Source organism: Corynebacterium nasorum (genome assembly GCF_022347325.1).
GTDB lineage: Bacteria > Actinomycetota > Actinomycetes > Mycobacteriales > Mycobacteriaceae > Corynebacterium > Corynebacterium kefirresidentii.
The window spans coordinates 15,502-41,474 of record NZ_JAKRDU010000003.1 but is presented as its reverse complement, the minus strand read 5'-3'; the positions used below and the strand labels follow the sequence as shown (position 1 = coordinate 41,474).

Below are 25,973 nucleotides of genomic sequence, written 5' to 3'. Positions count from 1 at the left end.
ATAACAAGTTCAGCAGACGTTGGAAAGGCTAAAAATAAACCGGTCGTGTTGTTTCGCTGGTTAGTGATTTCATGCAGAACGCACGTACGTCTTAGATCGGGGGTGAACTAGCCCCGAACGTGTTCCTCATCACCCCGATTTTTTGGCCGCTACCTGCACGAACCTCTACTGTTAAACCCGTTCAGCTTCGCTTCCGCACAAAGGAGGACTTCGTGGCTTCCCAGCCCAAGCATCCAGTAGATACCGTCCCACCCGCCCCCAAATTAGCTGCCTTAGGCGTGCAGCACGTACTGGCCTTTTATGCCGGGGCGGTTATCGTTCCGCTGCTCATCGCCGGCTCGCTTAACCTGGATGCGGAAACCACCATCCACCTCATCAATGCGGACCTTTTGACCTGTGGCATAGCAACGATCATTCAGTCCATGGGCGTCGGCAAGCGCATTGGCGTGCGCCTGCCCATCGTGCAGGGCGTAACCACAACGGCCGTCTCCCCGATTATTGCCATTGGCCTGGGCGCAACCGACGGCGAAGGCGGGGTGGCCTCGCTGCCGACCATTTATGGCGCCATCATCGTCGCCGGCCTGTTTACTTTCTTCGCGGCGCCGGTCTTTGGCAAAGTGCTGCGTTTCTTCCCGCCGGTGGTCACCGGTTCGGTCCTGCTGGTGATGGGCACTTCACTATTGGGGGTTTCGGCCAATGACTTTGTCAATTACGCCGAGGGAGTTCCAGCCACCCGTGACCTGCTCTACGGTTTTGGCACGCTCGCGGTCATCGTTTTGGTGCAGCGTTTTTCCTCTGGCTTCCTAGGCACCCTGGCCGTGCTCATCGGCCTAGTCTTGGGTACGGGCGTGGCGCTCGTGCTAGGCGACGCCTCCTTTAGCGAAGTCTCCTCCGCCCCCGCTCTCGGTATCACCACCCCGTTCTACTTCGGCATGCCAAAGTTCGACGTGGTGGCTATTTTCTCGCTCATCATTGTCATGATCATCACCATGGTGGAGACCACTGGCGATGTCTTTGCCACCGGCGAGATTGTCAAAAAGCGCATCCGCCGCGATGATGTCGTGCGCGCCATCCGCGCCGATGGCCTGTCCACCCTGGTGGGCGGCGTAATGAATTCCTTCCCGTATACCTGCTTTGCACAAAACGTCGGTCTGGTCCGCCTGACCAGCGTGAAATCGCGCTGGGTGGCCGTGGCTGCCGCCGGATTCATGATGGTATTGGGCATTTTGCCCAAGGCCGGTGCGGTCGTGGCCGCCATCCCCTCCCCTGTGCTTGGCGGCGCCTCCCTGGCGCTTTTCGCCAACGTAGCGTGGGTGGGCCTACAGACCATCGCCAAGGCCGATCTTTCCGATGGCCGCAATTCCGTCATCGTCACTTCCGCGCTCGGCTTGGCCATGCTGGTGACCTTCAAGCCGGATATCGCCACGGCCTTCCCGGAGTGGGCGCAAACCTTCGTCTCCTCCGGCATGTCCATCGGCGCCATTACCGCCATCGTGCTTAACCTGCTGTTCTTCCACACCGGGGGAAAGCAGGGCACGCAGGTGTCTCGGGCCGTCGGCAAGAGCGTAAGCCTACAGCAGCTCAACAATGCCTCCCGCGAGGAATTCGTCTCCGCGCTGCGCCCGCTGTTCAATAACGAGACGTGGCCGCTCGAACTGGCGTGGGAGTCGCGGCCTTTCAGCGATGTCAATGAGCTGCGCGCCGCCATTCAGGTAGCCGTGCTGACCGCGGATGATTCCCGCCGTGCTGCCCTCATCCACGATTACCCTGCCATGGATGAGCTGCTGCTTGCCGACGCCGACGAAGCCGCCACCATCTCCGCCGACCGCGGCTCCTTGGGGCTAACCGACTTGGATGATGTGCAGACCGAGCGCATTACCGAGCTTTCCGCCGCCTACCGCGAGCGCTTCGATATGCCCTTTGTGGCTTATCTGGATACCAATGACACCGTTGACCGCGTCATTGACGCCGGCGTACGCAGGCTGGCTAACTCCCCAGAGCAGGAGTACCGCACCGCGCTGGGTGAGATCGTAGAGATTGCCAACGACCGCTTCGATATCTTGCTAGCCGATGCCAACCCGGTCCGTTCTTCCTGGGACCGCAAGTTCACCGAGGTGGACTAGCTAACGGAAGGAAAAATCTACCTCAGCCTCCGGGTCCACGCCGGAAATAATGCCGGTGTAGAACTGCTTGGCCTGGCTTTGGAGGACATCGCGATTATCCGCGATGTCCTTTTTCTTTTTGTCCTCATCCAGAATCTTGGTGATGGTTTCCGCTTTATCGATATCCGGGGTAATCCAGCTCAGCGCGCCATTATCGTCCACCGCGGTTTCGAAGTTCTCATCCGAGTGGCCAATGAAAATGAACTCGGGGACCTGCACGCGGAAATGGTGCGGGGATTCCTCTTCTACGTGCACCCGGGATCCTTCAATGCCGAGCTTCGCGCGGTAGGAGTACTTGATGTATTGGGTACGCTCACTGCCTGGGACCTGCCAATTCCACAGCGTGCTGGTGGCGGACTCCTCCGATAATCCCTCAATCCCCAAGGAGACGAGCACCACTTGTTCCTCGCGCTCCACGGCCTTGATGACCTTGGTATTGCTCGATTCGGTCTCCACGTCCACCGGTTCCCGGACTTGCCACACCACCACCGCAGCTACCGCCAGGGCGGCGATGAGAATGACAGCGATAAGGGTGGAAAACAGCTTTTTCATAATGCCCATCTTAGGGTGAAATACGGACGGTGATATGCGAAAACGCCGCCGGCCACGAGGGTCGACGGCGCCTATGGTGCGCCCGGTGAGACTTGAACTCACACGTCATAAGACACTAGAACCTAAATCTAGCGCGTCTGCCAATTCCGCCACGGGCGCGGGGGACTTGACATAGTGTACACGGTGGGCGGGTAATCCAGAAACCAGGGGTGTTCTGTTTTCCGGCCGCTGGTGGGTAGGGTGGAACGCGTGAGCACTCAAGAGGAACAGAAAAACAAGCGCGTGCAGGTGCGATGGTGGCACATCCTCCTCATCGCGTTTTTCGTCGTGCTCTTCCTATTCCTGGCCTATTGGCAATGGACCCGCTTCCGCTCCGGCTCGGGCACCTTCCAAAACCTGGGCTATGCCTTCCAGTGGCCACTGTTTGCCGTGTTCGTGGTTTATGCCTATCGCACCACGCTGCGCTATGAAAACGAGCGCCTCGCGGCCGAGGAAGAAGCCCGCGACATGGATGACACAGACAAAACCGCCCCGGCCGACGCTCCCACACAGCCGCAGGCAGAAACCAAAATTGATGAGGATTTTTTGCCCCAGCGGCCCCAGATGGATGTGGAAACGTTCAACGCCATAAATACCCCGCGCCGCCGGCGCGGCGAGAATGAAGAAAGCTGATTATGACCAATAAAGTTCACCCCGCCCGCCAAGCCCGCATCCGCGGACCCTTGAAGTTTTTCTCCATCGCGGCCACTGTGACCGGTATCTTCTTGATCATCCTGGTCATCCGCATGGTCTGCCAGTACATCATTGGCATGGATATCCCCGAGTGGGCCACCTATATCGCGATCGTGCACGGCATCGCGTACATGACCTACCTGCTGTCCATCCTCATCCTCGGCCCGCGCGCGCTGTGGCCGGTGGGCAAGCTCTTTACCACCGCCCTTGCGGGCGTGGTGCCCTTCCTGTCCTTCTGGATGGAGCACAAGCGCCGCAAGGAAATCACGGAGGAGTTCCAACTCTAAGAGTTGTGAACAAGCTCCGCGATGGCGGGGACAAGTTGACTAAGAGCGCGGCCGCGATGCGAGACCGCGTTCTTTTCTTCTGGGGACATCTCTGCAGCCGATCGGGACTCGCCTTCCGGCTGGAAGAGCGGGTCATAACCAAAGCCGTTTTCCCCGCGCGGCTCGCGCAAGAAGCGGCCTTCCCAGCGGCCCTCGGCCACGTGCTCTGCGCCTTCGGGCGTGACGAGCGCGCAGACCGAGACAAAGGCTGCGGCACGGCGCTCATCAGGGACATCGGCCATCTGCGCCAAGACTAAGTCATTATTGGCCTGGTCATTGCCGTGCTGGCCGGACCAACGGGCGGAAAGCACGCCGGGCATGCCGTTGAGCTCTTCGATAGCGAGGCCCGAATCATCCGCCACGGTGGCATAACCGGTAGCGGCCACGCCAGCACGGGCCTTGATGAGCGCATTATCGGCAAAAGTGCGGCCATCTTCTACCGGTTCTGGATAAGGTTCCACGGCGGAAAGCGGGCGCAGCTCGACGCCCTCGATGCCGGCATCAGCCAGAATCCGTTCCAGCTCGCCGAGCTTCTTAGGGTTATTAGATGCGACGAGAATTACCACCCCAGCGCCGCCTTCTGTGCGGCGATGAGTTCGCGGCAGCCCTTCTGCGCTACGTCGAGCATCTCGTTGAGCTCCTCTCGGCCAAAGAGACCGTGCTCACCGGTGCCCTGGATTTCAACGAAGTCGCCGGATTCCTGCATTACTACGTTGAGGTCGACCTCGGCGCGGGAGTCTTCCTCATAGGGCAAGTCGAGGCAGATTTCACCATCAATAATGCCTACCGAGACCGCAGCGATGGGATCAAGTAGCGGCTCGCCGGGGACGACGCCCTCGGCTTTGAGGTGCGCGATGGCGTCAGCCAGCGCAACATAGGCGCCGGTGATAGAGGCAGTGCGGGTGCCGCCATCAGCCTGGAGGACGTCGCAATCGAGCTGAATGGTGTTCTCCCCTAGCTCCTCCAAGTCCACTGCGGCGCGCAGGGAGCGGCCGACGAGGCGAGAAATTTCATGCGTGCGGCCCTTGACCTTGCCCTTCATGGATTCGCGCGGCATGCGATCGTGGGTGGCGGAAGGCAGCATGGCGTACTCGGCGGTAAGCCAGCCTTCACCGGAATCGCGCTTGAAGCGCGGCACGCCATATTCCACGGATGCGGTGCACATGACGCGGGTATTGCCAAACTCCACCAGCACGGAGCCGGCAGGGTTGGTAGTGAAATTGCGGGTAATGCGGACGCTGCGCATCTGGTCCAGCGCGCGCCCATCGGCACGAGTAAATTCAGTCATGCCGTCCAGCGTATCTTAGAACTCCATACCCGCGGCGCCGAGGATAATCTCACCGTCGAATTCGGAGCGAGCGGCCTCCAAGGTAGCTTGGGCATCGCCCCACGGTTGGATGTGGATGAGCACGAGCTTGCCCACGCCCGCCTCGCGCGCCGCCCTGCCAGCTTCCGCGCCCGACATATGCATATCCGGTGCCATCCCCTCCGAGCTCGCGCCCCAGGCTGCCTCACAGAGGAAAATGTCGGCGCCCCGTGCGGCGTCGACAAGCGCGGGCGTATACGAAGAATCACCGGAGTAGGTGATGGTCTGGCCCGTCTTAGTATGTTCCACGCGCAAAGCATAGGCCTCTACCGGGTGGGTGACCGGGAAGGGAGTGATATATACATCGTCGACAAGCTGGCGCTCGCCCGGCTCCCATGCGCTAAAGGCGAAGGTATCGGACATGTCATCGATGCCATCGACCTCATCGGAAGACAGGCGGCCCAGGTGCGTCGGCGTAGCCTCCGGCCCGAAGCACATATTTCTTGAGGCCGCGGGCGCCGTGGGATGGAAGCGGCGCCACACCATCAGAGAGGGGAAATCCAGGCAGTGATCGGCATGCAGGTGACTAAAAGCCACGTGCGCATCGCAAGGATCCTGCTGCTGTTCCAGCTGCGCTAAGGTGCCAGGGCCCATATCGAGGACGATGGACGGCGCATTATCGAAGGACAGCAAATAGCCGGAGGCGGGGTTCTGGGCGGTGGGGACGCTACCGGAGCAGCCTAAGATGGTCAGCTTCATGGGCTCAATAGTTCCATGAAATCGCCCCGCATGCGTACTCAACGTGCAAACGGGGGAGAAATTTGCACCTACTTATGCAATCCGCGGGCCGAGAAAGCGCGTGGCAAGGCGGGCAAAGGCTTCCGGGTCACCGGTCGATTCAAAGGTGTGGACCGGCTGAGTATCCGCAGGGGCCAACATATCGGTTTCCGTGAGAATCCGCATAACGTCCTTGGTGGTTTCCTCCGAAGATGTCACCAGCGAGACATTATCGCCCATAGCTAGCTGGATGATGCCGGTCAACAGCGGATAATGCGTACAGCCCAAGACCAGCGTGTCTACTCCTTGTGCTTGGAGCGGGGCCAAGTAGCCCTCAGCGACGCCGAGGATCTGGCGGCCGGCGGTAATACCGCGCTCGACAAAGGGAACAAAATCCGGGCAGGCGGTAGCAAATGCCTGCACCTTCGGGTTGAGCGCAAAAAGGTCCTGATAGGCGCCGGATTTGATGGTGCCCTCGGTGCCGATGACGCCGATTTTTCCGTTGCGCGTGGTGGACATGGCACGGCGCACCGCGGGGCGGATGACCTCCACAATGGGGATATCGTAGCGCTCGCGTGCATCATGCAAGAAGGCAGCGGTGGCCGTATTGCAGGCTATGACCAGCATCTTGCAGCCACGTTCCACCAGCCGATCCGCCACGTCCTGAGAAAAAGCGCGGACTTCTGAGATAGGCCGCGGTCCGTAGGGGCTATGGGCAGTATCGCCGGTATAGATGACAGATTCCTGCGGCAGCTGTTCCATCACTGCGCGTGCCACGGTGAGCCCGCCCACGCCGGAATCAAAGATGCCAATTGGAGAGGTTGCGGTAGGCATTAGCGCTTCACTGCCTTAACCGGATCGTCCGAGGTAATGGTCATGCCGGCTAGAATGCCGCCGATGGCGCCGAAAAGGTGGCCTTGCCAGCTCACTCCCTCGTAGACGGGCAGCACGCCCCACACCAAGCCGGAATAGGCAAAGCCGAGAACAATGCCCAAAATGGTCTGGATGAGCGATCGATTGAAGATACCGCGCACAATCAGATATGCCAGCCAGCCATAGACCAAACTGGACGCCCCGATGTGGGAGGTACCGGGGCCACCAATGAACCACGTGCCAAGGCCTGCGACCAGAGTGGTAATCAGGGTAACTTCCCACCAAGCCTTGCGGCCGGACAGGCCGATAAGGAAGCAGAAAATGGCGCCGGGCACCGAATTGGACATGAGGTGCTCAAAGTTTGCATGCAGCAGTGGGGCGGTAAAAATGCCCCAGATGCCGTTGAAGTCCAGCGGGCGAATGCCGTAATTGGATAGCTGGCCGCCAAAAAGGAACGCGTTAATAATGTGGACCGCCCACTCCACCACGAGGAAGCCAAAAGCTATAGAAAATCCGGTGGTGATGCGCCCGCTGCGAGTGTAGTTTTTGGAATCGCCACGATTGACCTGGCCCGCGGGCGCCGGCCGGTAGTTAAATGTTCCACCTGAAGTCATAATGCGCCTTATCTTAGTCCAGCAGATCGCGGTACACGCTCAAGCCCAAGCCAGGCTCGGCGGCGGTAACCGCGTTGACAATCGCTTCCTCCACGGCATCGGCGGCAGCGGCGCAAATCTGGGTCATTATCTGCGTGCTGAGTTCGGCCGGGCGCTGCGCGGTGGATAAGGCGAAGATGGTGTCACCATCTAGCGGTGAATGCGCAGGACGCACCGCGCGGGCGATGCCATCGTGGGCAGTCATGGCCAAGCGCTGGGCTTGGGCAGTGTTAATGGGGGCGTCGGTAAGCACGGCACCGATGGTGGTATTGAGCTTGGACTCCGCTGGATGTGGCAAGGCGCGGTAGGCAGCAGCATTGACCGCGGTGCTCCCTGGCGCACCGTAGAGCCGGCCGGACTGCGGATCGATGACCTCACCCACAGGGTTGGCGACCATCGCGGCGCTAACCTCGTAATTTCCTACCCGGCGCGTAGCTAGGCCGAAGCCACCCCGCAGCTTGCCGGCGGTAGCACCCACGCCGGCTCCCACCGTGCCCATGGTTTCATCATTGCCCGCCAGCGCGGCTCGGAGCGCGGCCGCGCCCTCTTCCGGCCCGGGTCGGGAAGGCCCGACCAAGAGGTCAAAAATGACGGCACCGGGAACGATGGGCACACGCGGACCGGGTTTTTCCTCGCCAAAGACCGGGAAGCCAATCCCCTGCTCTGCCAGCTCATTCATCACGCCGTCCGCGGCTGCCAAGCCAAAGGCGGAGCCGCCCGACAACACCACTGCGTGAACCCGCTCGACCGTATTATGTGGCTGCAAGAGATCCGTTTCCCGGGTGCCTGGTCCGCCACCGCGCACGTCGACGCTGCCGAGCGCGCCGCCCGGCCCGCAATAGAGCACCGTGACGCCGGTATCGGTGCCGCTAAAATGCCCGATGCTAATGCCGCCCAGCATTAATCCATCAGCACCTGAAGTAGCGAATCCTGGCAAAAGGCAAGCCATTCCACCAGGCTATCGCGGTCCAACATCAGGTTGTCATCAGAAACATCGCCCGCCGCAACGTAGAGGCGCAGATCGTTTAGGCCGGCAACGAAGGCGTGGGCCTCCTGCTCATTAATGCTGACCTCTACCCCACCGGTGGGGCCGAGAGCCGTGCCGATCACCTGGAGGTTTTCCAATTTGGCGCGCGCAATGTCATTTTCGTGCAGCGAACGCAGCAAAGAAGCATCGCCTTCGTATTCCTCATCGCCGGGCATTTCAAAGTCTGGAAAGAGGCGGGCCAGTGAAGGATCTTCTGGGGCTTCCGTATGCCCAGTAGGCATATCCAGCATCTCTGCTAGCTCATCCTTAGGTGCGGACTGGGCGCGCCCGATGATGGCCTCAGAGACGGTAGCGGTGAGATCTCCCAAAACCTCGCGCTCCATCGGCTCGAAGACAGCCGTAATTTTTGGCGCGCGCATAAGGGACTTCTTTTTCTTCCACGGTTGCATCTAGTTAACCTGCCTGCTGCATCGTCGCCCACAGACCAGCGATCTGGAGCTTTTTCACGTCCGCTTCAATCTTGTCGCGCTCGCCGCTGGACACGGCGGCCTTGCCCTCAGTATGGACCTGCATCATAAGTTCATTGGCCCGCTTCTTGTCGTATCCCAAAACCGTTTGGAATACATAGGACACGTAGCTCATGAGGTTGACTGGGTCATCCCACACGATGCACATCCACGGGAGGTTCTCGCTCGTGGCCACATCTACGTCGATTTCTTCGTCCAATTCGGGCGTAGCCATAGGAGAGCTCATGCGGACTACGGGAAATTGCGCCTTCATGCTTTCTAGCCTAACCACTTTTGGGGATTTATTGTGGGCCAGCCCGATCTAGCTGCGGACAATCTAGGTCCAAAGAATCTAAACCTCTGAAAAACACCTAGTCAGTGGGTATTATCACTCACGTGAATGACAAAGCTATTCCTAATGATCGCTCCACCGCTTTACTGACGGATAAATACGAGCTCACTATGCTCCAGGCCGCGCTGCGAGACGGCTCGGCAAACCGCCAGGTCACCTGCGAGGTATTCGGCCGCCGTCTGCCCAATGAGCGCCGCTACGGCGTGGTTGCCGGCACCGAGCGGGTCCTGCGGGCGGTGGAGGATTTCCGCTTTTCAGCCAATCAATTGGCAGAGATGGACTTCCTGGATGAGAAAACCAAGGAATACCTGCGTCACTACCGCTTTTCTGGGCAGATTGACGGCTACCGCGAGGGTGAACTCTATTTCCCCAACTCCCCCATCTTGACGGTGCGCGGCACCTTTGGAGAGTGCCTCATTTTGGAGACCGTTATTTTGTCCATCATGAATGCCGATTCCGCGGTGGCCTCGGCCGCCTCCCGCATGGTCACGGCTGCCGATGGCCGCCCGATTATCGAGATGGGTTCGCGCCGCACCCACGAGTATGCGGCGGTAACCGCCGCCCGCGCAGCCTACCTGGCTGGCTTCGAAGCCACCTCCAATTTGGAGGCGGGCTACCGCTACGGCATCCCTGTCTCCGGTACCGCGGCCCACTCCTGGACTTTGGCGCACACGAACCCGGATGGCACTCCGAACGAAGAGGCCGCCTTCCGCTCCCAGATCGACACCCTAGGCGTGGACACCACGCTGCTCGTAGATACCTATGACATCACCAAGGGCGTAGAAACCGCAGTGAAAGTAGGTGGCCCGCAGCTAGGTGGGGTCCGCATAGATTCCGGTGACTTGGGCGCCGTTACCCGCCGCGTGCGCAAACAGCTGGATGATTTGGGCAACCACAACACCAATATCGTGGTCTCTTCCGACCTCGACGAGTTCGCTATCGCCGGCCTGCGCGGCGATCCGGTAGACGTCTACGGCGTCGGTACGTCTGTGGCAACCGGGGCTGGCGCACCCACCGCCGGCATGGTCTACAAGGTCGTAGAAGTAGACGGCATCCCAGTGGCCAAGCGCTCTACTTCCAAGCAGTCCGTCGGCGGTGCCAAGCGCGCGCTGCGCACCTACCGTTCCTCTGGCGTGGCCGTGGAGGAAATCGTTTACCCCTTTGACGCACCAGCGCCGGATACCGGTCAGCTCGACACCCACGAGATGACCATTCCGCTCATGCGCGATGGACACATCGTTGACGACCTGCCGGATCTGCATGCCTCCCGGGAATATTTGAACCAAGCCCGCAAGACCCTGCCGTGGGAAGGCCTAGCGCTCTCCCGCGATGAAGCGGCCGTGCCTACGCGGATGGTGGGGTTTAAAAAGTAGACCGCTAGACTGTGTGGGGTGAGTGAGCACGCAGATGAGCCCCTAAACCTCGACACGGAAACGCTGCTGGACAAGGCCGTTGCTGCGTTGGGTGGCAGCCAGCGCGAAGGCCAGGTGCGCATGGCCACGGCCGTCGCGGCCGCGCTCGATAAGGAGCGCCACTTAGCAGTGCAGGCCGGTACCGGCACCGGTAAGTCGCTGGCCTACCTAGTCCCGGCTATCCGGCATGCAATGAACTCAGGGTCCACCGTCATTGTCTCCACCGCTACCCTGGCATTGCAGCGCCAGCTGGTGGAGCGCGATCTGCCCCGGCTCACGAAGGCCCTTGCCCCTGTTATGGAGCGCACTCCTACCTTCGCCATCATGAAGGGCCGCAATAACTACTTGTGCATGAATAAGATTGCGGCGACCCCGGATGATCCGGAAGCTCTTATCGACGAATCCGAAATCTCCCGCCGCGGCAAGGCCGTGCGCCGCATCCACGAGTGGGCACAGGAAACCGAAACTGGTGACCGCGATGACCTCGAGCCAGGTGTACCGGACCTGGTGTGGCGGGCGGTGTCGGTAACGTCAAACGAGTGTTTGGGGGCTTCGCGTTGCCCGCACGGGCCAGACTGTTTTGCGGAAGAGGCTCGCCGGGCGGCTGCCGACGTCGATATCGTGGTCACCAACCACGCCATGCTGGCCATCGACGCCATCTCTGAGGCAAATATTTTGCCCGAACACGACGTGGCCATTATCGATGAGGCCCACGAGCTCGACGGCCGGATCACCTCCGTGTCCACCGCGGAGATTACTACCCGCGCCATCAAGATGGCCGCCAACCGCGCGAAGTCCTTAGGCAATGCCGGCAATCTTTCGGATCTGGCCGAGGAATTCGATGACCTGATGAAAATCCAGGAGCCCGGGCGGTGGACCGACTTGGATGAAACTTCGCAGGGCCACCTGCGCGCGCTTGCCGAAGAGTTCCTGCGCGTTAAGTCTCTCGTTTCACGCGCCCCCGAAGGCGAGGCCACCGATGACCCAGAAAAGAACGCCGAGCGCCAAAACTTAAGCAACCACCTCTCCGACCTCGCGCAAGCCGTATCACGCATGCTGGAGGTCTTCGCCACCGATGACCCAGCCAAGCAGGACGACGTAGTCTGGCTCGAACGCGATCCGCGCAGCGACGCCGAAACCCTCGCCGTGGCACCCCTGTCCATCGCCCACATGCTGCGCGAGAACCTCTTTGGGGAACAAACTGTTGTGCTTACCTCGGCCACTCTCGCCCTCGGCGGCCGCTTTGATGCTATGGCCGCACAGTGGGGCATGCCGAGCGGCACCTACGACACCTTGGACGCGGGCACGCCCTTCGACCCAGCCAAATCCGGCATTTTATACACCGCCAAGCATCTGCCCGCTCCGGGCCGCGATGGGCTGTCTAAAGAATCGATCGAGGAGATCTATGAGCTCATCATGGCCGCCGGCGGGCGCACTCTCGGATTGTTTTCCTCTCGCCGGGCCGCGGAAGAAGCAGCCGCCGCGCTCAAACCCCGTATCCCGTTTGACCTCTTCGTGCAGGGCGAAGATTCCATCGGTGCGCTAGTAGAGAAATTCTCGCAGAAGGAAAACTCCTGCCTCTTCGGAACGCTTACCCTATGGCAGGGCGTGGACGTGCCAGGGCCGGCGTGCTCGCTGGTCATCATCGACCGCATTCCATTCCCTCGCCCAGACGATCCCCTCATGCAGGCGCGCGCCCAAGCAGCCGATGCCGCCGGCCGCTCCGGGTTCATGGAGGTCTCCGCCAATCACGCCGCCTTGCTGATGGCGCAGGGAGCCGGCCGTCTGCTGCGCCACGTGACCGATCGCGGCGTGGTCGCCGTGCTTGATAACCGCCTGGAGTATAAGCGCTACGGCAGCTTCCTCAAGGCCTCCATGCCGCGCTTTTGGCAGACCACTGACGCGAGCACGGTCCGGGGTGCGCTTAAGCGATTGGTCGCCGCAGGGCGCACACGGTAGCCGAGTCTGGCGCGATTTCCGTAAAGCCGGCGTCAACGATGACCACGGCGCCGTCCTGTGCGCAGGCGGTGCGAAAATCCGTCGCGGAAACCTCGCGCACCGAAAGCCGAAAGTCAGTTTCTGCCCAGTCGCGTGCTTCATCCACCGACATCGCAGCGGCCAGCATCATCGAGCCGTGGCCTACCTGTGCCGCGACTTTGCCCGCAGACATGTCGAGGCTGCGGTCGACGTAGATAACGGGGGCATCGCTAAGCGGGGCTCCGGGTTCGTCATAGGCAAGGTCGGTGTGGCCGATCTGCAGCTTGGCAATGAGAGGATCCACCTCTGCTACGGCCGAGGGCGCAAAAGCGCGGGCGCGGTCCGCTACGGTCACGCCGGGCAGGCTTTGTACATCGCGCCACGCTTTATTGCGCGCGCGGCGGGCGATCTTGCGGATGCGGTGGCCATACCACTGCCCCAGCGCCTGCGCGAAGGCGCCGTCCTCGCCCGCGCGCTCGTCGAGGCACACCGCCACCACAGCGCGCGCGGCCGCTTCTAGCACCGCCGTACGTGTCGGCGGCTCCTGCTTCGGCAGATTAAGCGCAATCTGCATAGCTTGAATCGTGGCCGGATCATCTGGGTTCTCGGGATCATCGCGCCAGGAGCGTGAATCACAGGCTTCCACCAAACGCTGATGCGCTCTGTCGAATTTATTCATCAACAACCTCCTCGGCCGGAATACCCAAAATTTGCAGGACCTCATCCAGCCGCCGGTGGTTTACAGAGGTATCCGCCACTTCCTGCAGGGCCGGTTTAGCATTAAAGGCAATCCCCAGCCCAGCAGCAGAAATCATATCGATATCATTGGCGCCATCGCCCACGGCCACCGTCTGCCGCATATTTACCCCCGAATCCGCGGCGAACTCCCGCAGGAATTCCTCCTTCGCTTTGCGGTCAACCACCTTGCCGGTCACCCGGCCGGTGAGCTTCCCATCTGCGATCTCCAAGGTATTGGCGCGCACATAGTCCAATTCCATCTCCGCAGCTAGGCCCTCTAATACTTGAATGAATCCGCCGGAGACCACCGCAGTGCGGTAGCCAATGCGATTCAACGTGGCGATGGTTTCCCGGGCGCCTGGAGTCAAATGAATATCGCGGGCCACCTCATCGATAATGGCGGCATCCAGCCCTTCCAGCACGGCGACGCGCTCACGCAGGGAAGCCTCAAAGTCCAGCTCCCCGCGCATGGCCCGGGCTGTTACTGCGGCAACCTCGTTCTCCTTTCCCGCATGGGCGGCCAGCATCTCGATGACCTCGCCTTGAATGAGGGTGCTATCGCAGTCGAAGCACACCAAACGCTTGGAACGCCGACCCAGGCCCGCGGGTTCAATGGCGATATCGATGCCGATCTGCTGCGCCAGCTCCGCTAATGCCTGGCGCACAGGTGCGGCGGAACCATCGAGAGATAGGAAAAGCTCCAGCCCGGTCAACGGAGAGGTTGAAAGCCCGCGGATGCGATCGATATTGGCATCGAAGTTGGCCAGTACGCGGGCAACTTCCTCCATGTGATGGGCGGTAACCTGCGTGCCCATGAGGACCACCACATAGCTCGAGCGGGCTCGAGCGGTGGATTTTTCCTCCCGCAGGTCTACGGATACCTGCTGACCGTAAATGCTCAAGGTATTGCGCAGCCCCTGTGCAATTTGCTCGGCGCGCGCCCCAGGAATGCGGGTATGGGCAGCGAGGGTAATGCGGCCGGAAAAGATGGCTTGTTCGACGTCGACAAGCGTGGCGTTATGGGCCGCCAGAACGCGGAAAAAGGCCGCCGAGACCCCAGGCTTATCCGGCCCGCTGGTGGTGATGACTGCATTGGTATCAGCTTGAGTACTCACGCCGCCCATTATCGCACGTGGGGGTACAGAAGATACGCCAAAGCCGCCTCCCATTGCCCATTAAGGGCTGGGAGGCGGCTTAAGTCAGGAGTTTGTGCGAGTTACTTCGCTTTAGTGGCTACCCACGTGTGCTTCCTCGCGCATGCGCTGAACCATATGCGGGTAGTGCAGCTCGAAGGCCGGACGCTCGGAGCGGATACGCGGCAGGGACACGAAGTTGTGGCGCGGCGGTGGGCAGGAGGTTGCCCACTCGAGGGAGTTGCCGTAGCCCCATGGGTCATCCACGGTGACAATCTCGCCGTAGCGCCAGGACTTGAATACGTTCCAAATCAGCGGGATGACGGAGGCGCCGAGGACGAAGGAGAAGATGGTGGAAATCTGGTTGAAGACCGTGAAGCCATCAGACTCCAAGTAGTCAGCGTAACGACGCGGCATACCCATGTTGCCTACCCAGTGCTGAACCAAGAAGGTGCCGTGGAAGCCGATGAAGGTCAGCCAGAAGTGAATCTTACCCAAACGCTCATCCAGCATACGGCCGGTCATCTTCGGGAACCAGAAGTACAGACCCGCGAAGGCGGAGAACACAACGGTACCGAACAGGGTGTAGTGGAAGTGAGCAATCAAGAAGTAGGACTCAGCCAAGTGGAAGTCCAATGCCGGGGATGCCAGCATAACGCCGGTCATGCCGCCGAAGAGGAAGGTTGCCATGAAGCCCATAGCGAAGATCATCGGGGTATCCCAGGTGATGTGGCCCTTCCACATGGTGCCGACCCAGTTGAAGAACTTAACGCCGGTAGGCACCGCAATAAGGAACGTCATGAAGGAGAAGAACGGCAACAGGATAGCGCCGGTAACGAACATGTGGTGAGCCCACACAGCCATGGACAGGGCGCCGATGGCCAGCAGTGCGAAGACCAAGCCGATGTAGCCGAAGACCGGCTTGCGGGAGAAGACCGGAACAACCTCAGAAACAACGCCGAAGAATGGCAGTGCAAGGACATAAACCTCAGGGTGGCCGAAGAACCAGAACAGGTGCTGCCACAGGATGCCGCCACCGTTAGCGGAATCGTAGATGTGGCCGCCCAGCTTGCGGTCATACAGGACGCCCAGTGCTGCAGCGGTCAGCAGCGGGAAGATCATCAGCACGATGGCGGATGCGGTGAATACGGCCCAGCTGAATACCGGCAGGCGGAACATGGTCATGCCCGGTGCGCGCAAGGTCAGGATGGTCGTGATCATGTTGATAGCGGAGGCAATGGTACCGACACCGGTAGCGCCCACGCCGACGATCCACATATCGGCGCCAATGCCAGGGGTGTGGACACCATCAGCCAGCGGCATGTACATGGTCCAGCCGAAGTCAGCTGCACCACCTGGGGTGACGAAGCCCAGCAGCATCACGGTGCCGCCCAGCAGGGTAACCCAGAAGCCGAAGGCGTTCAGACGCGGGAAGGCCACGTCCGGCGCGCCAATTTGCAGCGGCAGGATGTAGTTACCAAAGCCCCACACAACTGGGGTTGCAAACAGCAACAGCATCACGGTGCCGTGCATGGTGAACAGCTGGTTGAACTGCTCATTAGACAAGAACTGGAGACCCGGGGTGAACAGCTCCGCGCGGATCAACAGTGCCATAAAGCCACCGAGGAAGAAGAAGCTGAAGGACATGATCAAGTACATGATGCCCAGCTGCTTGTGGTCGGTGGTGGTTAGAAATACCCAAGCCTTTGAACCGGTCTTCGCATTACCGGTTGGCTCTGGACGTGTAGGGGCGACGTAATCGTCGACCCGTGGCGCCACAGCGGTCATAAAATCCTCCTGATTAACAAAGTGCCTGTGGGCAGGGCCCACCTACACCTAGGTTTACTCGCATTATATTAGGCCATTTTCCCTTGTTCTTTCCAGCTTCCCCCAATGATGAGCCGCACGACCACGCCTCGACACTAACCACATCTTTCACATAGGCCCTGCACGTGGCGCGGCCGCCAATTCTGGCACGGATTTTCGGCCCCCAATTACCGTGCTATATGTCACAGACGCGCTTAATTGTGCACCCCCAAAACGCGAAAACACACCCCCGCTCGTTATCAACCTTTCGATTGATTTAGAGCAGAAGGTGTGCCGCTAGACCACGCTGATCAGCGGGAATGCTTAGAAGTCCCAGTCATCATCCGTGGTGTCCTCAGCCTTGCCAATGACATAGGAGGAACCAGAGCCAGAGAAGAAGTCGTGGTTCTCGTCAGCATTCGGCGAAAGCGAAGACAAAATGGCCGGGGAAACGCGAGTCTCGTCTGCTGGGAAGAGCCCCTCGAAGCCCAAATTATTCAGCGCCTTATTGGCGTTATAGCGCAGGAAGCGCTTAACGTCCTCGGTCCAGCCCAAGTCATCGTAGAGATCCTCGGTGTAGTCGATCTCATTGTCATACAGGTCGTAGACCAAGTCGAAGGTGTATTCCTTCAGCTCCGCCTGGCGCTCCTCATCCAGCTGCTTATAGGCCTGCTGGAACTTGTAGCCAATGTAGTAGCCGTGCACGGCTTCATCGCGGATAATCAGGCGAATGATATCGGCGGTATTGGTGAGCTTCGCGCGGGAAGAGAAGTACATCGGTAGATAGAAGCCGGAGTAGAACAAGAAGGACTCCAGCAAAGTGGAGGCCACCTTCTTCTTCAGCGGATCCTCGCCCTTGTAATAGGACAAGATGATCTTGGCCTTCTTCTGCAGGTTCTCGTTTTCTTCGGACCAGCGGAAGGCATCGTTGATCATGGGTGTGGACGCCAAGGTCATAAAGATATTGGAATAGGACTTGGCGTGCACGGACTCCATAAACGCAATGTTGGTGTAGACCGCCTCTTCGTGCAGGGTCTGGGAATCCGGGAGGAGGGAAATCGCACCGACGGTGCCCTGGATGGTATCCAGCAGCGTCAGGCCGGTGAAAACCCGCATGGTGGTTTCCTTTTCCTTCTCCGTCAGCGTCTTCCAGCTGGGAAGGTCATTGGAGACTGGGACCTTTTCTGGCAGCCAGAAATTACCGGTGAGGCGCTCCCATACCTCGAGGTCCTTTTCATCCGGGATGCTATTCCAGTTAATGGCCTTAACTGGCTTTTCATGACTAGAAACGTAGTCATCGTACTCGTGCGACACGCGGCGTCACTCCAATACTAAAAACGGACAAATTCAGGTCTCCAGCATACCCAATTCGCCCGCCCTCTAAGCCATTGTGCTGGATACCACTTACCTATACTGATTCCAGTTACTTCGGAGCATGCAAAGAAAGGATTTCCGCATGAGTGCCACCCCTCCCCTGCTGGGTTCCGTGGTGGATAGGCTCGGCGCCGAGATCGTAAGCGGAGACATCGCCGAGGGCGAGCGGTTCCGTCTGGGGGACGTCGAAAAGCGCTTTGGCATCTCCCGCACAGTGGCCCGTGAGGCCATGCGCACGCTCGAACACCTCGGCATGGTCCGCTCTGGGCGTCGCGTGGGAATCACGGTGCTGCCGATGGATAGTTGGGCGGTATATGACCCGGCGATCATCGGCTGGCGGTTAAATGATGACAAAACCCGCGGGCAGCAAGTGGCACGCCTCAACGAGTTGCGGCTGGGAATCGAACCGGTGGCGGCCCGACTCGCAGCCGGCAATGCCAGCGCCCGGCAGCGGGCGGAGCTCCTTCGCCTCGCCGCGCGTTTAGCCGAGCTAGAATCCACTCCTTCCCCGCGCGTGGGCGAGGAACTGGAAACCGATCTGCGTTTCCACACTTTAATTTTGCGGGCTTCCGGCAATGAGATGCTGGCCGCGCTCGCCCCTTCGCTAGTAGCCATGCTCAAGGGCAAGTCCGTCTTTGGTTCCCGCAAGCGCGATCCGATAGGCGGGACCACACAACTGCACATGGAGCTGGCCCGCGCCATTGATGCTGGGCTTGCCGACGCCGCCGAAAGCACCTCCCGCACCATCCTCGACCGCACCAGGGCAGAAAACGGTTAAACGCCTCGATGCACGTCCTTCCCCACGACGTGCATCGAGGCGTTCTACCTACCGTTTAGAGCATGCAGGATACGCAGCCCTCGACCTCGGTGCCCTCCAGCGCCATCTGGCGCAGGCGGATGTAATACAAGGTCTTAATCCCCTTGCGCCACGCATAAATCTGCGCACGGTTGACATCGCGGGTGGTTGCGGTGTCCTTGAAGAAGAGGGTGAGCGATAGACCTTGGTCCACATACTTAGTGGCTACGGCATAGGTATCGACGATCTTCTCGAAGCCGATCTCATAAGAGTCCTTGAAGTACTCCAAGTTGTCATTATCCATGTGCGGCGCCGGGTAGTAGACGCGACCGATCTTGCCTTCCTTGCGGATCTCAATCTTGGAAGCAATCGGGTGGATGGATGAGGTGGAGTTATTGATATAGGAAATCGAACCCGTCGGTGGCACTGCCTGCAGGTTGCGATTATATAGTCCGTACTTGGCCACGTCCTGCTTCAACTCCTCCCAGTCCTGGGCGGACGGGGTGTGGATCGAAGAGGACCCGAAAAGCTCCTGGACCTTCTTTGTCTGCGGCTTGAACTCTTCCGGATCGTAGCGGTCGAAGAATTCGCCGGAGGCGTACTCGGACTGCGGGAACTCCTTAAAGTACTCACCGCGCTCGCGGGCAATCTTATTAGAGGCACGCAATGCCGCATACAGCACGGCCGCGAAGTAGGCATTAGTGAAATCCAAGCCTTCTTCCGAGCCATACTCGATGTGCTCGCGACCCAAGTAACCGTGGAGGTTCATCTGGCCCAAGCCGATAGCATGGGACTCGTCGTTTCCGCGGCGCACAGACGGCACGGAATCGATGGATGTCTTATCCGCCACAGCGGTCAGGCCACGGATGGCAGTCTCCACCGTAGTGGCGAAGTCCGGCGAATCCATGGTCATCGCGATATTCAGCGAGCCCAGGTTACAAGAGATATCGCTGCCCAGCTCCTGGTAGGTCAGATCCGCATTGAATTCGGAAGCGGAGTTAACCTGCAGGATCTCCGAGCACAGGTTGGACATGTTGATCCACGACGTCTTTACCGGATTGGCGCGGTTCACGGTGTCCTCGAACATGATGTACGGGTAGCCGGACTCGAATTGCAGCTCTGCCACGGTCTGGAAGAAGTGACGGGCGTTGATCTTCTTCTTACGGATGCGTGGGTCTTCTACCATCTCCTCATAGTGCTCAGTAACGGAGATGTCACCGAAGGCCTTGCCATAGACGCGCTCTACGTCATACGGCGAGAAGAGGTACATATCGTCATTGCGCTTGGCCAGCTCGAAGGTGATATCCGGCACGACGATGCCCAGCGAGAGGGTTTTAATGCGGATTTTCTCGTCCGCGTTCTCACGCTTGGTATCCAGGAAGTCCATGATGTCTGGGTGGTGCGCATTGAGATAGACCGCACCAGCGCCCTGGCGGGCACCAAGCTGGTTGGCATAAGAGAAGGAATCCTCCAGCAGTTTCATTACTGGGATAACACCGGAAGACTGGTTCTCAATGTGCTTAATGGGCGCGCCGGATTCACGAATATTAGACAGCAGCAGGGCCACGCCGCCGCCGCGCTTGGAAAGCTGCAGCGCGGAGTTGATGGAGCGTCCAATTGACTCCATATTGTCCTCGATGCGCAGCAGGAAGCAGGACACGAGCTCGCCACGCTGGGCCTTGCCGGCGTTGAGGAAGGTTGGGGTGGCCGGCTGGAAACGGCCGTTCATAATCTCGTCCACAAGGCGCTCTGCCAAGCCAGTATCACCATCTGCCAAGAATAGGGCGGTCATGGAGACACGATCCTCAAAGCGCTCGAGGTAGCGGCGACCATCAAAGGTCTTCAGCGTGTAGCTGGTGTAGTACTTATACGCGCCCAGGAAAGACTTGAAGCGGAATTTATAGGAATAAGCGCGCTTAAAAAGCTCCTTAATAAAGGAGAAGTCATACTGCTCGATGACTCGTGGGTCGTAGTACTTGTTATTAATCAGGTAATCGATCTTTTCTTCCAGATCATGGAAGTAGACCGTGTTTTGATTAACGTGCTGCAGGAAGAATTGGTTTGCGGCCTCGCGGTCTTTATCAAACTGAATCTTGCCGTTTGCATCGTAGAGATTCAGCATCGCGTTGAGAGCGTGGTAGTCCAACTGCTCTTCCGGCTTTACTGGCTCGGCGACGGTCTTCCCCAATTGCGTACTCACAGCTGACAAGGCCTTTCTTAAAAATCAGGATCTTTATTTAAGTCGTGGTGGGTGCTAGGCCGCGGCCTCGAGCCCAAGCTCGGCGGCGTTAGCCATTAAGCCTTCACGACAAATTTTTATATCGTCATCGTTTCCCAGCAACTCGAAACGATATACATAGGGCACTTTACATTTGGCACTGATGACGTCACCAGCCTTGCCAAAGTCGGCGCCAAAATTGCTATTACCACCCGCGATTACCGCGCGAATGAAACTGCGGTTGTGCTCATCATTAAGGAACTTAATTACCTGTGAGGGCACGGGTCGGGAATTTTGGTGGCTAATGGACGCGCCCCCGCCATAGGTGGGACACACCAAGACATAAGGTTCGTTGACCTTGAGGGGCTCCTCCGTGCGGCGCAGCGGAATGCGCGCACTGGGAAAGCCCAGTTTCTGCACGAACCGGTGCGTATTTTCCGTTGCGGAGGAAAAATACACGACCAACATCGCTACTGGCCTCCCCTACCCCTTAGGCGGATGCCGCTAGGGAAGCCAGGCCCTTGATACGGTCTGGGCGGAAACCAGACCAGTGCTCACCGTTGGCCTCAACTACTGGGGCCTGAACGTAACCCAATGCCATTACGTAGTCGCGAGCCTCGTCATCGGCCGAGATATCGACGAGGTCGTACTCGAGGCCGGCACGATCGAGGGCCTTCTTGGTGGCGTTGCACTGGACGCACGCTGGCTTGGTGTAAACGGTGATAGACATATAGATCCTTAAAGCTCCTGCATTGAAAACTCGTCAGAACGGGGAGCGTTTCCCGCCTATTCGGGCGCTTCCTGCGCCGCTCTGAACAACATCAACGACACTATACTTTGGGGGAAAGACCCGCAACCAACACAATATGTAGTAGTTACAAGCATGGTATTCCCAGGATGACACACCCCCAGGCCCCACATGTTGACCACACCCAAGGACAGCCATGAAACTACATCAATGAGATTCCTGCGGGTTTACCTGGAATTCACCGTTTTGTGTGTCAAAGTTCACATTTCCGGTGTGGCGCTTCGCTTCAGGAACCGACCGTCGATGACTCCCCGGAGACACAGGTCGACGGCCGCGGCCCCTCCCCTGGGGCGCGCTTCAGGCCAAAAATGACCTGGCTCAGCGCCGTGCGGTCAGTCAGCAGCTTATCGTGCCGAGGAGCCACGCCGCAGACCTCACCGAGGTCGAGGTTCACCACATCGGCGCCGTCGACAGCTACCAGCTGCGAGGAGCTATTCGGGGTTACCGTCGTATCCGCCGGCGAGTAGATGGAGGTGTAGAGCACGCCCGGCGCGGTGTCCGGCAGCGCATTGAGCCTTTGCATAAATTCCGAACCCACCACCTGTTGGATGCCGGCCGTGCTGGCCAAGAAGGCGGCGAGGCGGGGTGCGAAGGCGATGAAATTGGCCAGACCTTCGCCCTGCCCACCCAGCGTGGTGCCGTGGAAGTTGCCGCCTAGAGCCACAGCCCGAGCGACGTGCTCAGCCCTGCCGTACATTTGGGTATAGGTCTTAATATGGGTACCGCCCTGGGAATGGCCTACCAAGTCCACTTTCTCTGCGCCGGTTACCGCTCGGACATAGTCCACGTGCCGCGCTATTTCCTCGGCCGCATCATCCAAATCTGAAATGGCCTTCGTTGAGGGAGAAGCATTCTGCAAAGAAACATCATCCGCTCCATAATCAAAGGCCCATACGCACGCACCCTGATCCTTCAACATCGGAATCAAGCTTTTCCACACACCCGCATTGTTATAGGTGCCATGCAGTAGCACCACCGGCTCAACAATCTGGCCAGAAGGCACACAGGAAGGGTCATTGATCCCAAAGGACTCTGGAACAGAGGATTCCCACTCCGACTGAGAGGCATTAGCAATAGGGGCGGATAGCCCAAGGGCTGCAGCAGCAAGCACAGCAACAATTCGCCGGGACATTATTCTTCTTTCTCACGACACATAACGGCGATTTGATTATATTCATACATGTCTCTTTATTCCCCGTGGCCCTGGAGAAAATTATCCCTTGTGCCATAATTCACCCATAAAAAAATCCGCCCCGCTCCGGAAAGCCGGAGGGAGCGGATGGAATCGCGTCTCAATTAGCCCTGACGAGCCTTGAAACGGGGATCCTTCTTGTTGATCACGAAGACCTTACCGTGGCGGCGAATAACCTGGGCGCCCGGCTTCTTCTTCAGCGACCGAAGGGACTTACGGACCTTCATCGGGCGCTCCTTTCGTTATGCGCAATCTACATGCGGTTGAATAAGTAAAGCACGGACTGGGAATCCCCAGCCATGACACGAGGAAAAATTTTACCTCACACGGCCGTCAATACCAAAACACTAAGGCTTGACGACTGCGGACTCGCGCTCGTAGCGCGACTTCATCTCCTCGCCTACCTCATCCAGGCTACGTCCCATTGTCTCTGGAACCAAAATGCGGGTATAGGCAATGGCGATGAGACCAAAGACTCCAAAGACCATAAACGCCACCGGGCCAGTCAGCCACTCCACTAGCGGCAAGAAGTACTGCGCCACGGCCCAGTTGGTGGCCCACAACGATAGTCCCGCAATGCCCATGCCTAGACCACGTACCTGCAGCGGCACTAGCTCGGAGATAAGCAACCACGTCGTGGGTGAGACCGCCGCCTGTTGGAAGGCAATAAACAGCGCCATAAATACCAACGAGACCATGGCCATAGCGGTGGAATCCTGGGCGTGGGAATAGGCGAAGGAAAGAATGAATAGCGAGACCACGTTGCCGGTCAGGCCGATGAGCAATAGGCGCTTGCGCCCAATGCGGTCTACTACCTTTAGGCCAACCCAGCAGGCGAGCACGGATACCGTGCCGATAACGATGGAGGTGTAGACCGAATTGGCCGTAGAAATCCCCACCTGATTCATCATGGTCGGCGCGAAGTACACGATGGCGTTCACACCGGTAATTTGCTGCGTTAGCCCCATCAGCATGGCCAGCAGCACCGTAATCTGCATCCACCGGTTGGCGGTAAGCGCCTTCCACTCAGACCCGCTGGACTTGCGTGCGGTCTCCTGCGACGTCAGCTCCGAGATATCCATTCCAGCGCGCCCGGCAATTTCTTGGGCACGAGCCATCTTATCGTTCGTCGCTAGCCATACCGGCGTCTCTGGCAGAAACACCATTCCGAGCGCCAACGCTAGTCCTGGCACGGCGGCCAAGCCCAGCATCCACTCCCAGCTGCCAGTAGAGGCCAACGCGGAGTTGACCAAGTAGGCCATCAACTGACCCACCACAATCGCCAGGGTATTGAGAGAGACCATGCGCCCGCGCACCTTGGCAGGCACGATCTCCGCGATGTACATGGGCGAAACGATGGATACCGCACCTACAGCAAAGCCCAAGAACGTGCGTGCCGTAGCCAGCATGCCCACCGAACCGGACAGGGCGCACCAGATGGAGCCCAGCACGAAAATGATGCCACCCGCAATCAACGTAAACCGCCGGCCAAATCTATCGGCAATGCGCCCAGCCGTAAGCGCACCAACAGCAGCTCCTACGAGCAGCATCGAGGTCACCCACCCCTCTTGGTGGGCGCTCATGTCGAATTCGGGGCTAATAAAAAGCAAGGCACCGGACATCACTCCGGTGTCGTATCCAAAAAGCAGCCCGCCGAGGGCCGCTATGCCAGCTACTACCTTGACATAAACATCCTTATTCACAGCACAATATTGTGTCAGGCGGCTACCATGAACGTCATGTCGAACGATGCCGAAAACCTGCAGCAAACCATCATAAAAGCCCTGGGTGTACGCCCCTTTATCGATCCAGAAGCGGAAGTCCAGCGCCGCGTGGATTTCTTGGTTGACTACCTGCGCACCACCGGCGCTAAGGGGTACGTGCTGGGGATTTCGGGCGGCCAGGATTCCACCTTGGCAGGAAAGCTCGCGCAACTGGCGGTGGACCGCGTAGACGGCGCGGAGTTTTGGGCCGTACGTCTGCCTCACGGTGTGCAGGCCGATGAGGACGATGCCCAGATTGCCCTGGATTTCATCCAGCCTGATCACCGTCCCACCGTCAATATCAAGCCGGCCACCCTCGCCCTCGACGAGCAGGTGGCGGATGCTGTGCAGCTTGCCGACGTCACCGATTTCAACCGCGGCAATACTAAGGCCCGCCTGCGCATGACCGCCCAGTACGCCATCGCCGGCGAGGTCGGCGCCCTCGTCATCGGCACCGATCATGCGGCGGAAAACGTCACTGCTTTCTTCACTAAGTGGGGCGATGGTGCGGCAGACCTCCTCCCCTTGGCCGGGCTCAATAAACGCCAGGGCGCCGCCCTCCTAGAGCACCTCGGCGCCCCGCGCTCTACCTGGGAGAAGGTCCCCACCGCGGACTTGGAAGACGATAAGCCCCAGATTCCCGACGAAGAAGCCCTCGGCGTCACCTACGCCCACATCGATGACTACTTGGAGGGAAAGGCGGTTCCCGATGCCGCCCGCGAACGCATCGAAACCCTATGGCGCCGCGGCGCTCATAAACGCATCATGCCGCAGGGGCCAAACCTTTAGGCCAGTGCCTCCAAGGTTGCGGCAGCCGCACGCTCCAGCGGCCGGTTATAGCTTGCACCGTGCGTGAGCGCATGCACCGCTAGTGGATGCAGCTGATGCATAGGAATCCAATTCTCGATATCTTTCGGCGCACCATAGCCCTGGAAAATTTCTTCTAGGTATGGTGCCCCGAAAAGGGCCAGCATTCCCAAATCCGTATGCGGATGCCCGCCGTGGGCAGCGGGGTCAATCATGATGCCGCCATCGGAACCAAAGAGCAGGTTTCCCGCCCACAGGTCACCGTGGATGCGAGCCGGCGCCACATCCCAACTGCGCGCGGCGATGGCATCGCAAGCTCGCCTTACCAAATCCAACTGCGCCGAACTAATCCCAGCCAGTTCCGCAAAAGGCAGCACGCGCTGTTCGACGTAGAACTCACCCCAGTTATCCGTCGGGATGCAGTCTTGCTCGATGCTGCCGATGAAGTTCTTTCCCTCCCATCCGGCAGGAGGTGCGCCAAACGCTTCGGCTCCTGCGTGGTGCATGCGAGCCAACTCCGCACCAAACTTCCTCGCCGCCTCCGGCGTGGGCATGACCTCGTCCACGCGCTCGGTAACGATCTCTAGCCCGTCGGCGCTTACTACGTTGACCACCGCATCGGTAGCTTCCCCAAGCCACCGCAATCCTGCCGCCTCGGCGCCAGCTTGATCCGTGTCGCGTACTCGCTTTGAAAAAGTCTGCATGACGCCCAGCCTAATCCG

General features: G+C 59.2%; 27 protein-coding genes and 1 tRNA gene. 7 read left to right on the top strand and 21 right to left on the bottom strand.

Annotation, left to right across the window (positions count from 1 at the left end; all coding sequences use genetic code 11):
• Positions 1-212: 212 nt before the first annotated feature.
• Positions 213-2,123 (top strand): PbuX/PucJ/PucK family nucleobase permease, encoded by a 1,911-nt coding sequence (gene pbuX, locus MHK05_RS03835; RefSeq protein ID WP_239204927.1) that lies wholly within the window; start codon positions 213-215, stop codon positions 2,121-2,123.
• Here pbuX and MHK05_RS03830 read toward each other — a convergent pair whose 3' ends face one another.
• On the bottom strand, positions 2,124-2,714 hold the full coding sequence (locus tag MHK05_RS03830) for a hypothetical protein (protein ID WP_239204925.1): 591 nt from the start codon (positions 2,712-2,714) through the stop codon (positions 2,124-2,126). It lies immediately after the preceding gene.
• Between the two features lie 74 nt (positions 2,715-2,788).
• Positions 2,789-2,873, bottom strand: a tRNA-Leu gene (locus tag MHK05_RS03825).
• Positions 2,874-2,963: 90 nt separating this feature from the next.
• Here MHK05_RS03825 and MHK05_RS03820 point away from each other — a divergent pair.
• Positions 2,964-3,386, top strand: coding sequence for a hypothetical protein (locus MHK05_RS03820; protein WP_239204923.1), 423 nt, complete (start codon positions 2,964-2,966; stop codon positions 3,384-3,386).
• 2 nt (positions 3,387-3,388) lie between these two features.
• Entirely contained in the window at positions 3,389-3,733 is a 345-nt protein-coding gene (locus MHK05_RS03815) for a DUF3817 domain-containing protein (protein ID WP_023020867.1), read from the top strand.
• On the opposite strand, the gene rdgB is transcribed toward MHK05_RS03815, so the two are convergent.
• The 8 genes from rdgB to clpS form a co-directional block, all read right to left on the bottom strand.
• On the bottom strand, positions 3,730-4,338 hold the full coding sequence (gene rdgB / locus MHK05_RS03810) for an RdgB/HAM1 family non-canonical purine NTP pyrophosphatase (protein WP_023020866.1): 609 nt from the start codon (positions 4,336-4,338) through the stop codon (positions 3,730-3,732). The two genes, MHK05_RS03815 and rdgB, sit on opposite strands and share 4 nt — an antisense overlap.
• A complete protein-coding gene (rph, locus tag MHK05_RS03805; protein ID WP_005323955.1) occupies positions 4,332-5,060 on the bottom strand; it encodes a ribonuclease PH in 729 nt (242 codons plus the stop codon). Before rph ends, rdgB begins: the two co-directional genes overlap by 7 nt.
• A 15-nt stretch (positions 5,061-5,075) precedes the next feature.
• A complete protein-coding gene (locus tag MHK05_RS03800; protein WP_023020865.1) occupies positions 5,076-5,837 on the bottom strand; it encodes an MBL fold metallo-hydrolase in 762 nt (253 codons plus the stop codon).
• A 72-nt stretch (positions 5,838-5,909) separates the two neighbouring features.
• Positions 5,910-6,689 (bottom strand): glutamate racemase, encoded by a 780-nt coding sequence (gene murI, locus MHK05_RS03795; RefSeq protein WP_023020864.1) that lies wholly within the window; start codon positions 6,687-6,689, stop codon positions 5,910-5,912.
• Positions 6,689-7,342: a rhomboid family intramembrane serine protease gene (locus tag MHK05_RS03790; protein WP_023020863.1), complete on the bottom strand. Its 654-nt coding sequence runs from the start codon at positions 7,340-7,342 to the stop codon at positions 6,689-6,691. The genes murI and MHK05_RS03790 overlap by 1 nt, the downstream gene beginning before the upstream one ends.
• Positions 7,343-7,355: 13 nt before the next feature.
• Positions 7,356-8,282 carry a P1 family peptidase gene (locus tag MHK05_RS03785; protein WP_239204921.1) on the bottom strand — a complete coding sequence of 309 codons (927 nt, stop codon included), beginning with the start codon at positions 8,280-8,282 and terminating at the stop codon, positions 7,356-7,358.
• Positions 8,282-8,818 (bottom strand): DUF2017 domain-containing protein, encoded by a 537-nt coding sequence (locus MHK05_RS03780; RefSeq protein ID WP_239204919.1) that lies wholly within the window; start codon positions 8,816-8,818, stop codon positions 8,282-8,284. Before MHK05_RS03780 ends, MHK05_RS03785 begins: the two co-directional genes overlap by 1 nt.
• Positions 8,819-8,822: 4 nt before the next feature.
• Positions 8,823-9,149 carry an ATP-dependent Clp protease adapter ClpS gene (gene clpS, locus MHK05_RS03775; RefSeq protein ID WP_023020860.1) on the bottom strand — a complete coding sequence of 109 codons (327 nt, stop codon included), beginning with the start codon at positions 9,147-9,149 and terminating at the stop codon, positions 8,823-8,825.
• A 122-nt stretch (positions 9,150-9,271) separates the two neighbouring features.
• Between clpS and MHK05_RS03770 the strand changes: the two genes are divergently transcribed.
• Complete coding sequence (locus MHK05_RS03770) at positions 9,272-10,600, top strand: nicotinate phosphoribosyltransferase (RefSeq protein ID WP_324291865.1); 1,329 nt, start codon at positions 9,272-9,274, stop codon at positions 10,598-10,600.
• 18 nt (positions 10,601-10,618) lie between these two features.
• Positions 10,619-12,598, top strand: a complete 1,980-nt coding sequence (locus tag MHK05_RS03765) for an ATP-dependent DNA helicase (RefSeq protein ID WP_200288694.1) — start codon at positions 10,619-10,621, stop codon at positions 12,596-12,598.
• Here MHK05_RS03765 and MHK05_RS03760 read toward each other — a convergent pair.
• The 4 genes from MHK05_RS03760 to nrdF all read right to left on the bottom strand — a co-directional run bounded on the left by MHK05_RS03760 (position 12,564) and on the right by nrdF (position 17,607).
• Positions 12,564-13,295, bottom strand: coding sequence for an aminoacyl-tRNA hydrolase (locus MHK05_RS03760; RefSeq protein ID WP_239204917.1), 732 nt, complete (start codon positions 13,293-13,295; stop codon positions 12,564-12,566). The two genes, MHK05_RS03765 and MHK05_RS03760, sit on opposite strands and share 35 nt — an antisense overlap.
• Positions 13,288-14,478 carry a phosphoserine phosphatase SerB gene (gene serB, locus MHK05_RS03755; protein ID WP_239204915.1) on the bottom strand — a complete coding sequence of 397 codons (1,191 nt, stop codon included), beginning with the start codon at positions 14,476-14,478 and terminating at the stop codon, positions 13,288-13,290. The genes MHK05_RS03760 and serB overlap by 8 nt, the downstream gene beginning before the upstream one ends.
• A 102-nt stretch (positions 14,479-14,580) precedes the next feature.
• Complete coding sequence (gene ctaD / locus MHK05_RS03750; RefSeq protein WP_023020855.1) at positions 14,581-16,275, bottom strand: aa3-type cytochrome oxidase subunit I; 1,695 nt, start codon at positions 16,273-16,275, stop codon at positions 14,581-14,583.
• Positions 16,276-16,617: 342 nt separating this feature from the next.
• Positions 16,618-17,607, bottom strand: coding sequence for a class 1b ribonucleoside-diphosphate reductase subunit beta (gene nrdF, locus MHK05_RS03745; protein WP_023020854.1), 990 nt, complete (start codon positions 17,605-17,607; stop codon positions 16,618-16,620).
• 142 nt (positions 17,608-17,749) lie between these two features.
• On the opposite strand from nrdF, the gene MHK05_RS03740 reads away from it, so the two are divergent.
• Positions 17,750-18,445: a FadR/GntR family transcriptional regulator gene (locus MHK05_RS03740; RefSeq protein ID WP_239204913.1), complete on the top strand. Its 696-nt coding sequence runs from the start codon at positions 17,750-17,752 to the stop codon at positions 18,443-18,445.
• A 55-nt stretch (positions 18,446-18,500) separates the two neighbouring features.
• On the opposite strand, the gene nrdE is transcribed toward MHK05_RS03740, so the two are convergent.
• The 6 genes from nrdE to MHK05_RS03710 all read right to left on the bottom strand — a co-directional run bounded on the left by nrdE (position 18,501) and on the right by MHK05_RS03710 (position 24,384).
• Positions 18,501-20,663: a class 1b ribonucleoside-diphosphate reductase subunit alpha gene (nrdE, locus tag MHK05_RS03735; RefSeq protein WP_023020852.1), complete on the bottom strand. Its 2,163-nt coding sequence runs from the start codon at positions 20,661-20,663 to the stop codon at positions 18,501-18,503.
• Positions 20,664-20,717: 54 nt separating this feature from the next.
• Positions 20,718-21,149, bottom strand: coding sequence for a class Ib ribonucleoside-diphosphate reductase assembly flavoprotein NrdI (gene nrdI / locus MHK05_RS03730; protein ID WP_023020851.1), 432 nt, complete (start codon positions 21,147-21,149; stop codon positions 20,718-20,720).
• Between the two features lie 22 nt (positions 21,150-21,171).
• Entirely contained in the window at positions 21,172-21,411 is a 240-nt protein-coding gene (gene nrdH, locus MHK05_RS03725; RefSeq protein WP_023020850.1) for a glutaredoxin-like protein NrdH, read from the bottom strand.
• Positions 21,412-21,715: 304 nt separating this feature from the next.
• Positions 21,716-22,621: an esterase/lipase family protein gene (locus MHK05_RS03720; protein WP_239204911.1), complete on the bottom strand. Its 906-nt coding sequence runs from the start codon at positions 22,619-22,621 to the stop codon at positions 21,716-21,718.
• Between the two features lie 164 nt (positions 22,622-22,785).
• Complete coding sequence (ykgO, locus tag MHK05_RS03715) at positions 22,786-22,908, bottom strand: type B 50S ribosomal protein L36 (RefSeq protein ID WP_003847162.1); 123 nt, start codon at positions 22,906-22,908, stop codon at positions 22,786-22,788.
• Between the two features lie 120 nt (positions 22,909-23,028).
• Positions 23,029-24,384, bottom strand: coding sequence for a sugar porter family MFS transporter (locus tag MHK05_RS03710; RefSeq protein WP_239204909.1), 1,356 nt, complete (start codon positions 24,382-24,384; stop codon positions 23,029-23,031).
• A 27-nt stretch (positions 24,385-24,411) separates the two neighbouring features.
• On the opposite strand from MHK05_RS03710, the gene nadE reads away from it, so the two are divergent.
• The gene (nadE, locus tag MHK05_RS03705; RefSeq protein ID WP_239204907.1) at positions 24,412-25,233 is read left to right on the top strand and encodes an NAD(+) synthase; all 822 of its coding nucleotides are present in this window, start codon (positions 24,412-24,414) and stop codon (positions 25,231-25,233) included.
• On the opposite strand, the gene MHK05_RS03700 is transcribed toward nadE, so the two are convergent.
• Positions 25,230-25,955 carry a fructosamine kinase family protein gene (locus MHK05_RS03700; protein ID WP_239204905.1) on the bottom strand — a complete coding sequence of 242 codons (726 nt, stop codon included), beginning with the start codon at positions 25,953-25,955 and terminating at the stop codon, positions 25,230-25,232. The genes nadE and MHK05_RS03700 overlap by 4 nt on opposite strands.
• Positions 25,956-25,973: the final 18 nt, after the last annotated feature.

What these genes read in the sequence shown, in the direction of transcription:
- MHK05_RS03780 (WP_239204919.1), bottom strand. Translation starts at nt 8,818, where the DNA reads ATGCAACCGTGGAAGAAAAAGAAGTCCCTTATGCGCGCGCCAAAAATT.
- ykgO (WP_003847162.1), bottom strand. Translation starts at nt 22,908, where the DNA reads ATGAAGGTCCGTAAGTCCCTTCGGTCGCTGAAGAAGAAGCCGGGCGCC.
- MHK05_RS03740 (WP_239204913.1), top strand. Translation starts at nt 17,750, where the DNA reads ATGAGTGCCACCCCTCCCCTGCTGGGTTCCGTGGTGGATAGGCTCGGC.
- MHK05_RS03800 (WP_023020865.1), bottom strand. Translation starts at nt 5,837, where the DNA reads ATGAAGCTGACCATCTTAGGCTGCTCCGGTAGCGTCCCCACCGCCCAG.
- MHK05_RS03830 (WP_239204925.1), bottom strand. Translation starts at nt 2,714, where the DNA reads ATGAAAAAGCTGTTTTCCACCCTTATCGCTGTCATTCTCATCGCCGCC.
- rph (WP_005323955.1), bottom strand. Translation starts at nt 5,060, where the DNA reads ATGACTGAATTTACTCGTGCCGATGGGCGCGCGCTGGACCAGATGCGC.
- nadE (WP_239204907.1), top strand. Translation starts at nt 24,412, where the DNA reads ATGAACGTCATGTCGAACGATGCCGAAAACCTGCAGCAAACCATCATA.
- MHK05_RS03760 (WP_239204917.1), bottom strand. Translation starts at nt 13,295, where the DNA reads ATGAATAAATTCGACAGAGCGCATCAGCGTTTGGTGGAAGCCTGTGAT.
- MHK05_RS03700 (WP_239204905.1), bottom strand. Translation starts at nt 25,955, where the DNA reads ATGCAGACTTTTTCAAAGCGAGTACGCGACACGGATCAAGCTGGCGCC.
- nrdH (WP_023020850.1), bottom strand. Translation starts at nt 21,411, where the DNA reads ATGTCTATCACCGTTTACACCAAGCCAGCGTGCGTCCAGTGCAACGCC.
- murI (WP_023020864.1), bottom strand. Translation starts at nt 6,689, where the DNA reads ATGCCTACCGCAACCTCTCCAATTGGCATCTTTGATTCCGGCGTGGGC.
- MHK05_RS03815 (WP_023020867.1), top strand. Translation starts at nt 3,389, where the DNA reads ATGACCAATAAAGTTCACCCCGCCCGCCAAGCCCGCATCCGCGGACCC.
- ctaD (WP_023020855.1), bottom strand. Translation starts at nt 16,275, where the DNA reads ATGACCGCTGTGGCGCCACGGGTCGACGATTACGTCGCCCCTACACGT.
- MHK05_RS03785 (WP_239204921.1), bottom strand. Translation starts at nt 8,282, where the DNA reads ATGCTGGGCGGCATTAGCATCGGGCATTTTAGCGGCACCGATACCGGC.
- clpS (WP_023020860.1), bottom strand. Translation starts at nt 9,149, where the DNA reads ATGAAGGCGCAATTTCCCGTAGTCCGCATGAGCTCTCCTATGGCTACG.
- serB (WP_239204915.1), bottom strand. Translation starts at nt 14,478, where the DNA reads ATGGGCGGCGTGAGTACTCAAGCTGATACCAATGCAGTCATCACCACC.
- nrdI (WP_023020851.1), bottom strand. Translation starts at nt 21,149, where the DNA reads ATGTTGGTCGTGTATTTTTCCTCCGCAACGGAAAATACGCACCGGTTC.
- MHK05_RS03790 (WP_023020863.1), bottom strand. Translation starts at nt 7,342, where the DNA reads ATGACTTCAGGTGGAACATTTAACTACCGGCCGGCGCCCGCGGGCCAG.
- MHK05_RS03720 (WP_239204911.1), bottom strand. Translation starts at nt 22,621, where the DNA reads ATGTCCCGGCGAATTGTTGCTGTGCTTGCTGCTGCAGCCCTTGGGCTA.